This window comes from Hyphomonas neptunium ATCC 15444 (assembly GCF_000013025.1).
GTDB lineage: Bacteria > Pseudomonadota > Alphaproteobacteria > Caulobacterales > Hyphomonadaceae > Hyphomonas > Hyphomonas neptunia.
This window is the reverse complement of record NC_008358.1, coordinates 1,006,203-1,019,097: the sequence shown is the minus strand read 5'-3', so window position 1 is coordinate 1,019,097 and position 12,895 is coordinate 1,006,203. Positions and strand designations below refer to the sequence as shown.

At 63.1% G+C, this 12,895-nt stretch carries 15 protein-coding genes and 1 tRNA gene; 6 read left to right on the top strand and 10 right to left on the bottom strand.

All coding sequences use genetic code 11. From position 1 onward, the window contains the following. Positions 1 to 94 precede the first annotated feature (94 nt). The 7 genes from HNE_RS04995 to crcB all read right to left on the bottom strand — a co-directional run bounded on the left by HNE_RS04995 (position 95) and on the right by crcB (position 5,919). Positions 95 to 1,627 (bottom strand): acyl-CoA carboxylase subunit beta, encoded by a 1,533-nt coding sequence (locus tag HNE_RS04995; RefSeq protein WP_011646030.1) that lies wholly within the window; start codon positions 1,625 to 1,627, stop codon positions 95 to 97. A gap of 156 nt (positions 1,628 to 1,783) precedes the next feature. Beyond that, a complete protein-coding gene (locus HNE_RS04990) occupies positions 1,784 to 2,302 on the bottom strand; it encodes a hypothetical protein (RefSeq protein WP_148205812.1) in 519 nt (172 codons plus the stop codon). A 95-nt stretch (positions 2,303 to 2,397) separates the two neighbouring features. Next, entirely contained in the window at positions 2,398 to 3,126 is a 729-nt protein-coding gene (locus HNE_RS04985; protein ID WP_011646028.1) for an ATP12 family chaperone protein, read from the bottom strand. 63 nt (positions 3,127 to 3,189) lie between these two features. Beyond that, a complete protein-coding gene (locus HNE_RS04980) occupies positions 3,190 to 3,636 on the bottom strand; it encodes a hypothetical protein (RefSeq protein ID WP_148205811.1) in 447 nt (148 codons plus the stop codon). A 137-nt stretch (positions 3,637 to 3,773) separates the two neighbouring features. Further along, positions 3,774 to 4,487: an HAD-IA family hydrolase gene (locus tag HNE_RS04975; protein ID WP_011646026.1), complete on the bottom strand. Its 714-nt coding sequence runs from the start codon at positions 4,485 to 4,487 to the stop codon at positions 3,774 to 3,776. 2 nt (positions 4,488 to 4,489) lie between these two features. Next, entirely contained in the window at positions 4,490 to 5,539 is a 1,050-nt protein-coding gene (locus HNE_RS04970) for an RluA family pseudouridine synthase (protein WP_011646025.1), read from the bottom strand. Further along, complete coding sequence (crcB, locus tag HNE_RS04965; protein WP_011646024.1) at positions 5,536 to 5,919, bottom strand: fluoride efflux transporter CrcB; 384 nt, start codon at positions 5,917 to 5,919, stop codon at positions 5,536 to 5,538. Before crcB ends, HNE_RS04970 begins: the two co-directional genes overlap by 4 nt. Positions 5,920 to 6,024: 105 nt before the next feature. On the opposite strand from crcB, the gene HNE_RS04960 reads away from it, so the two are divergent. The 4 genes from HNE_RS04960 (at position 6,025) to HNE_RS04945 (ending at position 9,198) form a co-directional block, all read left to right on the top strand. Continuing rightward, positions 6,025 to 6,098, top strand: a tRNA-Gly gene (locus HNE_RS04960). 155 nt (positions 6,099 to 6,253) lie between these two features. Next, on the top strand, positions 6,254 to 6,664 hold the full coding sequence (locus tag HNE_RS04955; protein WP_011646023.1) for a DUF2177 family protein: 411 nt from the start codon (positions 6,254 to 6,256) through the stop codon (positions 6,662 to 6,664). 182 nt (positions 6,665 to 6,846) lie between these two features. Continuing rightward, entirely contained in the window at positions 6,847 to 8,337 is a 1,491-nt protein-coding gene (locus HNE_RS04950) for a SulP family inorganic anion transporter (protein WP_011646022.1), read from the top strand. A 12-nt stretch (positions 8,338 to 8,349) separates the two neighbouring features. After that, entirely contained in the window at positions 8,350 to 9,198 is an 849-nt protein-coding gene (locus HNE_RS04945; protein ID WP_011646021.1) for a universal stress protein, read from the top strand. A 78-nt stretch (positions 9,199 to 9,276) separates the two neighbouring features. Here HNE_RS04945 and HNE_RS04940 read toward each other — a convergent pair whose 3' ends face one another. Genes HNE_RS04940 through HNE_RS04935 form a run of 3 tightly spaced genes read right to left on the bottom strand, consistent with a single transcriptional unit; the run spans position 9,277 to position 11,342 of the window. Further along, positions 9,277 to 10,014: a hypothetical protein gene (locus tag HNE_RS04940; protein ID WP_011646020.1), complete on the bottom strand. Its 738-nt coding sequence runs from the start codon at positions 10,012 to 10,014 to the stop codon at positions 9,277 to 9,279. Positions 10,015 to 10,032: 18 nt separating this feature from the next. Further along, positions 10,033 to 10,206: a hypothetical protein gene (locus tag HNE_RS18705; protein WP_011646019.1), complete on the bottom strand. Its 174-nt coding sequence runs from the start codon at positions 10,204 to 10,206 to the stop codon at positions 10,033 to 10,035. 41 nt (positions 10,207 to 10,247) lie between these two features. Continuing rightward, positions 10,248 to 11,342 carry an MFS transporter gene (locus HNE_RS04935; protein ID WP_011646018.1) on the bottom strand — a complete coding sequence of 365 codons (1,095 nt, stop codon included), beginning with the start codon at positions 11,340 to 11,342 and terminating at the stop codon, positions 10,248 to 10,250. A gap of 118 nt (positions 11,343 to 11,460) precedes the next feature. On the opposite strand from HNE_RS04935, the gene HNE_RS04930 reads away from it, so the two are divergent. After that, positions 11,461 to 11,799, top strand: coding sequence for an ArsR/SmtB family transcription factor (locus HNE_RS04930; protein WP_011646017.1), 339 nt, complete (start codon positions 11,461 to 11,463; stop codon positions 11,797 to 11,799). A gap of 70 nt (positions 11,800 to 11,869) precedes the next feature. Continuing rightward, the gene (gene arsB, locus HNE_RS04925; RefSeq protein WP_011646016.1) at positions 11,870 to 12,895 is read left to right on the top strand and encodes an ACR3 family arsenite efflux transporter; all 1,026 of its coding nucleotides are present in this window, start codon (positions 11,870 to 11,872) and stop codon (positions 12,893 to 12,895) included.

Genomic DNA, 12,895 nt, shown 5'->3' with positions numbered 1-12,895 from the left:
GCATTGGTGGCACATTGGGGCGGAGGTGGGAAGGTCTGCCGTAAATCGCAGGGTGGGTCTCGCTCCGCTCAACCCACCCTACTCTCACCATTTCCTAAAGCGGAATATTATCGTGCTTTTTCCACGGATTGCTGAGAGATTTGTTCTTCAGCGTACGGAGGGAGTTGGCGATCCGCTTGCGGGTGTTGTGGGGCATGATGATGTCGTCGATATAGCCCCGCTTCGCAGCCACATAGGGGTTGGCGAAGTTGGTTTCGTATTCCTTGGTGCGCGCGGCCAGCTTTTCCGGGTCGCCGGCTTCCTTGCGGAAGATGATCTCGACCGCGCCCTTGGCACCCATCACGGCGATCTCTGCCGTTGGCCAGGCATAGTTCACGTCGCCGCGCAAATGCTTGGAGCTCATCACGTCATACGCGCCGCCATAGGCCTTCCGTGTAATGACGGTCACTTTCGGAACAGTCGCCTCGGCATACGCAAACAGCAGCTTCGCGCCGTGCTTGATGAGACCGCCATACTCCTGCTTCGTGCCCGGCATGAAGCCCGGCACGTCCACGAAGGTGACCAGGGGAATATTGAAACAGTCGCAGAAGCGCACAAACCGCGCCGCCTTGCGGCTGGCGTCAATGTCCAGAACGCCCGCCAGCGTCATCGGCTGGTTTGCCACCACGCCCACGGTCGAGCCTTCGATGCGGCCAAAGCCGCAGAGGATGTTGCCGCCAAATTGCGGGCTGATCTCAAAGAAATCGCCCTCATCGACCACCTTGGTGATCAGCTCTTTCATGTCATAGGGCGTGTTCGGATTGGGCGGCACCAGCGTGTCAAGGCTCGCCTCGGCGCGGTCAAACGCGTCATGCACAGGCCGAATGGGCGGCTTGTCGCGATTGGAGGCGGGCAGATAGTCGATCAGGCGGCGGATCTGGGTCAGCGCCTCGATGTCGTTCTCGAAGGCGCCGTCCACAACGCCGGACTTCTTGGCATGCACAGATGCGCCGCCGAGGGTCTCGTGGGTCACTTCTTCGTTCGTCACGGTCTTCACAACGTCCGGACCCGTCACATACATGTAGGAGGTGTCCTTCACCATGAAGATGAAGTCGGTCATCGCGGGGGAATAAACGTCGCCGCCGGCGCAGGGGCCCATGATGACGGAGATCTGCGGGATCACGCCGGAGGAGAGCACGTTTTCCATGAAGATGTCGGCATAGCCGGCGAGCGAATCAACGCCCTCCTGAATGCGCGCGCCGCCCGCATCAAAGAGACCGATCACGGGGGCGCCATTGCGCACGGCGGCCTGCTGAACCTTGACGATCTTCTCGGCATGGGCGCGGGAGAGCGAGCCGCCAAACACGGTGAAGTCCTTGGAGAACACATAAACGAGGCGGCCATTGATCGTGCCATGGCCGGTGACGACGCCGTCGCCGGGAATCTTCTGTTCTTCCATGCCGAAATCGGCGCAACGATGCTCAACGAACATGTCGTATTCTTCAAAGCTGCCCTCATCGAGCAACACCTGGATACGCTCACGCGCGGTCAGCTTGCCCTTGGCATGCTGGCTGTCGATGCGGGCCTGGCCGCCGCCAATGCGGGCGTCGGCCCGTTTCTGCTCCAGAGCCTCGATAAGATCGTGCATGCCGCGCTGCTCCTTCAATCCGTCAGATTTTGCTGTTTCCGCGTGACTGAATAGCCCCTCCGCGCCGCTTGGCAAGCTCGCGCAAGGTCAACAAAGCTATGCGCCCCGGAGGGTCCATGTCCGGGGCGCGCTGCTGAAGGGATGGGTTACGCTGCGTTACCAGCGGCGGCCCGGCGGCGGGCCCCTGCGGAAATCACGGTTTTGCGGAATGCCCGAGACGCTCGCCAGGCGCCCCTGACGCACTTCACAGCTCACCCGCGTTTCAATGTCACGCCGCCTGTTTTCAAACTCCACCTCATTGAAGGTGACGTGGAAACCGTTCGGGCCAAGCTGGCGCGCCCAATGGTCATTGTCGATGTCGACTTCATGGAAACCGGCGCGGCGGCCTTCCGTGCGGATCGCAGCCCGGCAGGCCTGCACCGCGTCGCGGGTCAGCTGGTTCACCTGCCGCTCGGTCTGGCCCCATTCATTGCGGCCATTATAGCGGGGCCCGCGGAAGTCATCGCGGTGATCATAGCGCGACCCCGTGCTGAGTGTCACCTGAGCGCCGAGCAGCGGCGTCTCGATCTTGGCAATTGTCCCGCGCGGGCCATCAGCGGCTGCCGGGAGGGCGAAGAGTGCCGGCGCAGCAAGCGCAACGACGGCAGCTCCTAGAGTTCTGATGGGCTTCATCATGGAAACAGATAACCACGCCCCGGCCAAACCGGCCCTGAAGCGCGCGTTCATTCCCGGTTCCACCCCGGTTCATCTGGCGGTCAGTTTCGCAAGCGTCAGCCCTGCAGGCCGTCCAGCCAGCGGCCAATCGCGTCAGCCTCGATTTCCTTGGCATCGGCGGCAGCCTTGGCTTCTTCGTCCTGGCCCCATTTCTGGGCCTGCCAGTCCTCATCGACGCGCGAGAGATGGAAGGCGGACTCAGCCGTCAGCGCCCCCTCAACCAGCGCCATCGCCAGCACAGCAGAGCCGAACACACCGCACGCAAACACCAGCGCCGTCAGCCGGAAATCATCCAGCCCCAGGGCATAGTCCCGCGCTGCCTGCAAAGACGCGCCCGGTTGCGGGGCAGCAATGATGCCCTCGGTCGTCATCAGGATCACGCCCAGCTTTTCCCCCGCCCAGTCGAGCACCGGCCGCCAGCGCGCTTCTTCCAGCGCCGCCAGCTCAAACGGTTCCTCGGCGATGTGGCACAGCAGGTCGGTCTCGCAATAACGCGCGACTTCCTCAGCCATTTCCTCACGGATTTCCGGCGTGCGGTCGATGGCAACATTGGCCAGCCGCGTCAGATGCATACCGATCAGGTGGATGTAGGTCTGCTGTTCAGCCCATTCCTCGGCCACTTCCTGCGCCAGCGCCTCAGTCGGCAGGCGCAGCAGCGCGCGCCCCGGCGTCTTCACGCTGCGGCCATCCAGCAGGATTTGCCAGCCTCCCCCCTCGGCGGGTTCGGCGGTCACGTCTGTGTAAAAACGTTTGGGATGCTCAAAGGCGGAAGGTTTGTCGCTCATGCGCAGCCTTTACGACGAACAGCGCGTGCTTCCAAGCCCGCCCCGCTGACCTCAAGGCTGGCGTCAGTTAACCGCCGTCTTGCGCGCCTTTTCAAAGGTCGGCGCAGACAGGTCCAGCACGTCCTGCACATAGCGGCTTTGCGGCTCGACCAGCGCAAGCGACCGGCCAAACCGCACCGTGCGCAGGCTTTCCGATTTCAGCTCGGTGAACAGGATCACGCGGAACTCGGCGCCCACCATCGGCACATCCGCCGGCAGGGTCATGCCCGGCATCAGGATGCCCTCAACCGGGGAGCCGCCAAAACAGATGCGATCGCGCTCCAGGCCCACCTTGCAGGTGGCCCCGTCCATCTCGAAATTGCGATTGAATGCGGCATAGTCCGCCTGGGTGAACTGCGTCAGACCCGAAGTCTGCACCGCTTCGGCCTCCTGGGGCCGCGTAGCCATGAAAGCGCCCAGCGCGAAGAGGGCAGCCCCGGCAATTGCCAACTCTATCTTCAAGGTCTTCATGATACGATCAATTACGCTTTGCCCACCGCGGCCCACCATCTGGCGACCGTCTTTCCCACAACGCGCCGATTGCGCCTGTTGTTCCTAAGAATGTGTAAAAATGTTCAGGTCGCCGCTCAAAACAGCGGGCCGCCTGTTCAGCCTGTGGCTTCGTTCACGCCGGGCGCTTTTACCGGCCGGATTTCCGCAAATGCCTTCAGACTCTGCGTCAGTGTCCGGAAATCATGGTGGATTTCGTCCGCCCCTGCCGACGCCAGTTCGTCAGCCCGGCCAAAGCCCCAGCTGACCCCCAGCGCCCGCACGCCCGCCGCCTTGCCCATCGCCATGTCGTGGATGGCGTCGCCAATCATCAGGCTCTCCTGCGGCGCGCATCCCAGCGCCCCCATCGCCTGCTCCACCATGAAGGGATGGGGCTTGCCCGGCCCGTCATCGGCGCACCATACGGTGTCGAAATAGCTGCGCAGATTGTGCTTCTCGAACAGCGCGTCGACGCCCCGGTGAGACTTGCCCGTCGCCACCGCCATCAGCCAGCCATCGGCTTTCAGCTGATCCAGCAGCTCAATCGCCCCGTCATACAGCGGCTCATGATAGCCCGGCGCCGTGCGGTGCGTCACGAAGGACTGCTTATACGCCTCCACCAGCGCCGCCAGCTGGTCTGCGCCAATATCGGGCGGGGCCAGCGTGCCCAGAGCCTCACCCAGGCTCAGCCCCACAATCCGCCGCGTCGCATCATATTCCGGCGGCGGAAGGCCCGCGCCGCGAAACGCCGTTTCCATACACGCCTGGATCACGTCGCGGCTGTCCACCAGCGTTCCGTCCACGTCCCAGATGGCAAGGCGCAGCTCCGTCATCGTCAGATAAAGGGCGCCAGCGGATCTTTGCCCGCTTCCTGCTCGAGGAAGCCCAGCGTCTCGAACGTCTCTTTCATATGCGGGGGCAGCGGCGCGACAATCTTGATAGGCTTGCCATGCTCGCGCGGAATGATCAGCGCGCGGGCGTGCAGGTGCAGCCCTTCGGCGAGCCCCTGTGGCACTTCGCGGCGAGACTTGTATTTATAGTCGCCCAGGATGGAGGTGTTCATCTCCAGCATGTGAAAGCGCAGCTGGTGCATCCGGCCGGTTTCGGGCCGCATCGCCACCCAGGCAGCCTTCGGGCCAGCGGTCGATACCACCACATAATCCGTGATCGAATGGCGCGCGCCCTCAACGCCCTGCGCCGAACGGATCATCCGTTCACGGTCACCATCCCGGCGCTTTGTGGCGTAAGGGTCCACCGGGCGATAGCCCGAAGGCTCGTTGATGTCGGGCACGCCCTTCACCATCCAGCAGCGGATCTGACCCGCCTGCGGGCTCGGCACGCCGACCGTCACCGCCCAGTAAACCTTGTCCATCTCCCGGCTGCGAAACAGCTCGGTCAGCCGCGCCGCTGCCGCCGGATGCTTGGCCAGCAGCAGAACGCCGGACGTGTCCTTGTCCAGCCTGTGCACCAGCACGGGCCGGTGCCCGTCCACATCCATGCCCGCAATCAGCCCGTCCACATGCCGCCCCTGTCCGGAGCCACCCTGTACGGCGAGGCCGGCGGGCTTGTTGATCGCCAGCATGTCATCATCCTCATGGATGATGATCGAGCGGAGAAACTCGCGGTCTTCCTCGGAAATCTGCTTGGCGTTTGCCGCCTTGCGCGCCCCGGCATCCTCGGCCGCAAAGATCGGGAAGCGCACTTCATCGGCCGTCACCAGCCGCGTGTTGGCTTTTGCCCGGCTGCCATTGACGCGGATCTGCCCGGTGCGGAGCAGTTTCTCCACCTGACCCTGCGTCGCGTTCATGCGCCGCTTGATCCAACGGTCAAGGCGCGCGCCGGTTTCCTTGTCCGACACGGTTTCGGTAATAATCTGTCCGCTCATGCGAATATCCTGCGGGCCATCCAGAGGCCGATAAAGAGGGCCGAAACGCCAAGCAGAACCGAAACCCCGGCATAAAGCCCGGCCTTCAAGGTCTCGCCCGAGCGCAGCATAGTGGCGACCTCAAGTGAAAATGCCGAAAACGTCGTGAACCCGCCCAGCACGCCGGTGGCGAGGAAAAGCCGCGCCTCCTGGCTCGCCCCTTCCGCCTTCAGCGCCAGCCATCCGGCCAGCAGGCCCATCGCCAGGCTGCCCGCGATATTCACAAAACTCGTCCCCCACGGCCAGCCGAGCGGCAGATGGCGCACAGCCACCAGCCCCACGCCATGGCGCAGGCTCGCGCCAATGGCGCCGCCCAGAGCAACGAGAAGAAATCCGTTCATGCGCGGCCTTTTACGCGGAGGCAGCAAAATACGCCAGCCTAGTTGCCATAACGGCAGAACGCCCCCTTGCGCGCCACCGCGTTAGCCGTCAAATACACCCCGCGCGCGGGTGTAGCTCAATGGTAGAGCAGAAGCTTCCCAAGCTTACGACGAGGGTTCGATTCCCTTCACCCGCTCCAAGGTTTTCAGCCCCTTAGATGGTAAATCCGCCCCCCGGCGCCCCCGCCGCCGGAACCATCCGCGCCCCGCAACGTTCAAGCGCTATTCGAGTATCCCGCCGATTATCCGTCCGCGCAGCGCCAATCGCAGGCAAACGAGAGCGAAGGCCATTCCAATGTTGAAAACAGTAATTGCCGGTTGGGCAGGGATCGCGGTCGCCTTTGCCATTATCGATCTTATCTGGCTCGGGCGGGTCGCCGATGGCTTTTATCGCAGCCAGATGGGCGCCCTGCGTGCAGACACCGTCAACATTCCCGCAGCCATTGCTTTCTATCTGATCATGGTAACAGGCATTCTCGTATTCGCCGTCCTGCCTGCGGTTCGGGCCGAAAGCGTCTGGGCCGCGCTCGGCGCAGGCGCCTTCCTCGGTTTTCTCTGCTACGCGACCTATGATCTGACCAATCTCGCGACCCTGCGCAATTGGCCGCTCATGATGACATTGGTGGATCTCGTCTGGGGCACGGTGCTCACCGGCATTGCCTCCGTAGCCGGATATTACGCAGCCCGCGCAGCCGCTGGCGCCTGAACCACGGTCCCTCGACAGGCTTGCGACCCCCACCAAAACACAGTACACGCCGCCCTGTTGCGCCGCAGCATGAAGGGCATTTGCCCGCATCGGCGCCCGATCTTTCAGCGCCGGCTTGGAGTCGCCTGCGAGGCCCGGACCTCGCAGTAGGAGCCCGCCGCTCATTCCGGATGTGAATTCAAATGTCAGCACTCAGCTTCCAGTCTTTCAAAGAGACATGGTTCTTCAACATTCGCGCCGACCTGCTGGCCGGTCTCGTTGTGGCCCTCGCGCTCATTCCAGAGGCCATCGCCTTCTCGATCATTGCGGGCGTTGACCCTCGGGTCGGCCTCTACGCCTCCTTCTCCATCGCCGTCATCACCGCCATCGTCGGCGGGCGCCCCGGCATGATCTCCGCCGCCACCGCCGCCACAGCCGTCCTGATGGTCACGCTGGTGCGCGATTACGGCCTCGAATATCTCCTCGCCACCACAGTCCTCGCAGGCCTCCTTCAGATCGCTGCGGGCTTCCTGAAGCTCGGCCAATACATGCGCTTTGTCTCGCGCTCAGTGCTCACGGGCTTCGTCAACGCCCTCGCCATCCTCATCTTCATGGCCCAGATTCCCGAGCTTATCGGCGTGCCGATGCTGACCTATCCTCTGGTCGCGCTTGGCCTGGCGATCATTTACCTCTTCCCGATGGTCACCCGCGCCATCCCCTCGCCGCTCATCTGCATCCTCGCCCTCTCCGCCATTGCCATCGGCTTTGGCCTCGACATCCGCACGGTCGGCGATATGGGCGAGCTCCCCTCCACCTTGCCGATGTTCCTTCTCCCGGACATCCCGCTCACCTTCGAAACCCTGCAGATCATCTTCCCCTACGCGCTCGCCGTTGCGGTCGTCGGTCTTCTCGAATCCCTGATGACCGCCACCATCGTCGATGAACTCACCGACACGCCCAGCGACCGCAATCGCGAATGCGTCGGCCAGGGCGTTGCCAACACAGTGACAGGCTTCTTCGGCGGCATGGCCGGTTGCGCCATGATCGGCCAGTCGATCATCAACATCAAATCCGGCGGCCGGGGCCGCCTCTCCACGCTGTCTGCGGGCCTATTCCTGATGCTGATGATTCTCCTGGTCAGCGATTGGGTCAGCCGCATCCCGATGGCCGCCCTCGTCGCCATCATGATCATGGTGTCCATCGGCACATTCAGCTGGTCGTCGCTGAAAAACCTGCGCGTCCACCCGCGCAGCTCCTCCCTCGTCATGCTCGCCACCGTCGCGGGCGTCATCCTCAGCCACAACCTCGCCATCGGTGTGCTGATCGGCGTGCTCCTCTCCGGCGTGTTCTTTGCGGGCAAGATCTCGCAGATCTTCAAGGTCACCTCGACCGTGTCTGAAGATGGCCGCATCCGCCGCTACAAGGTCGAAGGCCAGGTCTTCTTTGCCTCGGTGGAAGCCTTCAACGCCTCCTTTGATCTCAAGGAAGCCCTCGACGAAGTGATCATTGATGTCAGCGAGGCCCATATCTGGGACATTTCCAGCGTGGCCGCGCTCGACATGATCGTGCTGAAATTCCGCCGTGAAGGTGCTAAAGTCGAGATCATAGGCCTCAACGAAGCCAGCGAAACCATCGTCGACAAGCTCGCCATCCACGACAAACCCGGCGCGCTCGACAAGCTGATGTCGCACTAGGGAGGAACAGACATGACCCATATTCTCGCGCTCATCGACGGCTCGGTTTACACCCACAGCGTCTGCGATCACGCCGCCTGGGCCGCCCGCCAGTATGGCGGCGACATCGAGCTGCTCCATGTCCTCAACACGCGCCGCAGCAGCTCCTTCCCCGCCGATCTCTCCGGCTCCATCGGCCTCGGTGCCCGCTCCACGCTGCTGGACGAACTCGCCGCCCATGACGCGCGCGCAGCCGAACTCGCCAAGGAACGCGGCCGCGCCATTCTGGACGCTGCGCATGAGCGGCTTCAAAGTCAGGGCATTGAGAATGCCAGCCTCGCCCTGCGCACCGGCGAGATCGCCGACTCTCTCGTCAAACGCGCCGGGGATCTCATCATCATGGGCAAGCGCGGCGAAGGCGCAGACTTTGAAAAGCTCCACCTCGGCTCAAATCTTGAGCGTGTCGTGCGCGCCGTCCACAAGCCTGTCCTCATTGCCAGCCGCGCCTTCAAGCCGATCAGCCACGCCGTGTTCGCGTTTGACGACGGCGTCAGCGCCCGCAAGGCCCTCGACAGCCTCGTCCAGACCCCGCTGGCAGACCGCCCGCACATCACCGTCTTCAGCGTCACAGACCCCGGCTCAGACCTCGCCAAAGCGGGCACTGCCGCCGCCGCCCGCCTCACGCAGGCAGGCTATGAGGCCACAGCAAAAGCCGCCCCCGGCCATGCCGAAAAACTCATCGCCGAAGAAACCGAACGCGACGGCGCAGACCTCCTGATCATGGGCGCCTACGGCCATTCCCGCATCCGCAACCTGATCATCGGCTCCACCACCACATCGCTCATCCGCTCCTGCCCCATCCCGCTCCTGCTGTTCAGGTAAGCGGCGCCTTGTGCCGCAGGATGATATCCTTGTACGGAATATATCCGGTCTGACCTGCCCGGCCAGACGCAGCTTGGCTCATATCACAGACTCGCCTTCAGGCGCTGTCCGGGCGAGATACACGGTCTGCACAATTTCCGAATGGTCATAGGGATTCCGAAATACGACCGGCTGCGCCCACGCCTCTGGGAACACCTCCTTCAGTATGTCCGTAAACGCATCACTCGGCGCCACATTGGACCATAGCCCAAAGACGCCACCCGGCCGCAGATGCCCCGCCATCGCCTTCAGCCCTTCGGGACGGTAAAATCCGGTGCTGCGGCTGTCGAGCAGCATCTCCGGCGAATGATCAATATCCAGCAAGATCGCATCATAGGTCATGTGAGGATTATCAGGATCAAATCCGGTTGGCGCGCACGCCAGCTCAAAAAAATCACCGTGCACAAGCCGCACCCGGCGATCGGTATGCAGCACGTCCCCGATCGGCAGAATGCCCCGCCTGTGCCAGTCGATCACCGGCTCCAGCAACTCCACCACCGATATTTCCGCAACGCGCGCATCCTTCAACGCTGCCAGCGCCGTATACCCCATGCCGAGACCGCCCACGACCACACGCAAGTCACTCCCGGCCAAAGCGTTGAGCCCCAGATCCGCCAGCGCAATTTCCGAAACCGTAAAAACATCCGACATCAGATGCTCATCCCCGAGCTTGATTTCGTAGACATCTTTGCTCAGCCGCGGTTCCCAGCGCCGGCGCAGCGACAGGATGCCGATCTCTGTCGGGCTGTAATCAAGTTCTTCAAACAGCGCGCTCATGTGGTTTCCTTGCTCGTTTCAGGTGCGCCAGCGCAGCGTCGCGGGCGCAATGGGATTGCAGAATGTCTCAGGGCACCCTCCGGCCTCCGCCCAGGCTTTCTTCAGTTGCAGATACCAGAGAAACTGCCGGTCGGAATCGCCCACCAGCATGCCTTTACCCCCATATTGGCTGTTTTCACCGCGCAGCGCCATGATGTCTACATCCTGCTGAAGAAACGGGCGGGCGATCAGGCTTAAGGTTCAGGCATATTTATCTGCCTGCGGAGCACTTCCTTGGCCGCCACGGCCAGCAGAAAACTCGCCAGCAAACACCAGACCGCCATCACCAACAGCTGCACCGGCAAATCAATGCCGCGGTCGATCAACAGCCCCGTTATACCCGGCCCCAGCGCTGTCGACAGCACCATCGCCGATACAATCACCGCCCGGATGCTGCCCAGATGCCGCGTCCCGTATACCTCCGGCCACAGCGCCCCCAGCAGCGTAGACGTAAACCCATAGCTGACGCCAAACAGGACCATGAAAATGTAGACGCCCTGAATGCCGCTCAGCAAAGCTGCCGCCAGTGTCGCAATCATCAGCGGCGCCAGAAAAAACGGCAACACCCGCAACGCCCCGAACCGGTCCACCAGATAGCCGCAGATCAGCCCGACACCCACCGTCGTCACCGCCATCAGCGGAAACGCCCCGGCAAAGGCGAGCGGCGAATACCCTCTCAGCTCCACCAGATGGCCCTGATGGAAAAAGATCGTCGTCCCGATGAAAGGCGGCGCCAGAATGCCCGTCAGCAGCACATAGAAAACCGGGTCGCGCAGCACCTCGCCCCGCGTCCAGTGCCGGCCCGCCACCTCCAGCGCTGTCTGCCCCGGCGTCAGCGCGGGCGCCCGCTCCACCCGCATCAACGCGATCACCGCCGGTGTGGCCACCAGCAGGATGACGAGCGCCGCCGCCACCCAACTCGCCTGCCAGCCGAGCGCCGCAGACACCAGAACAAAACTGACCGGCAACACCGCTTCGCCTACCTGATGCCCCGGCACCACCAGCGAAATCGCCCGCCCCCGATTGGCTTCAAACCACCGTCCGGTCTCGGTCAGTGCGATATGCGTCATCATCCCCTGCCCGAACAGGCGCAGCAGCCAGATCGCCAGGAACAGGAAAAACACATGCGGCGCGAACGCCGTCAGCAGGCACGCCCCCGCCAGCGCCGGCATCGTGAACCGCGCCACCTTCCATCCCGGCATCTGGTCAAGGGTCCGCCCCAGCCAGGGCAGCGTCAGCAGAAAACCCGCCGCCAGCCATCTGGCATTGTCGCGAATGAACAAAAGCATCCACCTTCACTAGGGCGTCGGATGCGCCAAAGAAAGAGCACGGGCCAAGGGCCATCGGTCGCGCAGCCTGTTGCAAAAGGGCGGTTGCCTCCCTCCATATTTCCTGTATTCATGAAATATGGAATCAATTATCGCAATAGACCAGCTTTCCGCCCTCGCCCATGCAGGGCGCCTCGCCGTGTTCCGGCTTCTGGTGAAGGCGGCCCCCGATGGCCTGCCCGCCGGAGAGATCGCCCGCGCGCTCGCCATCCCGCCCAACACCCTCTCGGCCCAGCTCACCATCCTCAACCATGCCGGCCTCGTCCATAACCGGCGCGAGGGCCGCTCCATCATCCATTCGGCAGATACCAACGCCATCAGCGGTCTCATCCTCTATCTGATGGAAGACTGCTGCAGCGGCCGCGCAGAAATCTGCGCCCCGGTCCTCAAGGCCGCCAATGACGCCACCTGCTGCTGAGCCCGCGCTCCCGTATCATTCTTTCTACTGACAACTCCCTGAACCCCACACTCTCCGGAAAAGCGCTCCCATGGGTCTGTTTGAAAAATACCTCTCGGTCTGGGTTGGCCTCTGCATCCTGGCGGGCCTGGGCCTCGGCCTGCTGGCGCCTGGCGCGTTCCAGGCCCTCGCCGCGCTGGAATATGCCAACGTAAACTTCGCCGTTGCCGTGCTCATCTGGGCGATGGTCTGGCCCATGATGATCGGCGTGGATTTCTCCGCCATGCGCCGCGTCGGCGACCGGCCCAAGGGCCTCGTCATCACGCTGGTCGTCAACTGGCTGATCAAGCCCTTCACAATGGCCCTCCTCGGCGTCGTCTTCTTCCGATACGTCTTCGCCGGACTGATCCCGCCGGAGGATGCCGAAGGCTACATCGCCGGCCTCATCCTCCTGGGCGCCGCCCCCTGCACCGCCATGGTCTTCGTCTGGTCCCAGCTGACGCGCGGCGATCCCAACTACACCCTTGTCCAGGTCAGCGTGAACGACGCCGTGATGGTCTTCGCCTTCGCGCCGATTGTCGCCCTGCTGCTGGGCGTAACGGACATCTTCGTGCCCTGGGAAACGCTGCTCCTGTCGGTCCTGCTCTATGTCGTCATCCCGCTCATCGCCGGCATCGCGATGCGCACCTGGCTGATGCGGCGCGGCGGGGCCCCCGCAGTCGACGCCTTCACCCATAAGATCAAGCCGCTCTCCGTAATCGGACTGCTCGCCACCGTCCTCCTCCTCTTCGGCTTCCAGAGCGAAACCATCATCGCCTCCCCGCTGGTCATCGCCCTCATCGCCGTGCCCATCCTCATCCAGTCCTACGGCATCTTCGCCATCGCCTATGCCGCCGCCTGGGCCTGGAAGGTTCCCCACAAGGTCGCCGCCCCCTGCGCGCTGATCGGCACCTCAAACTTCTTCGAACTCGCCGTCGCCGTCGCCATCAGCCTCTTCGGCCTGAACTCCGGCGCGGCGCTCGCCACCGTCGTCGGCGTCCTCGTGGAAGTCCCCGTCATGCTCACCCTCGTCGCCTTCGCCAACCGCACACGCGATGCCTTCCCGGTTGAAGACTGA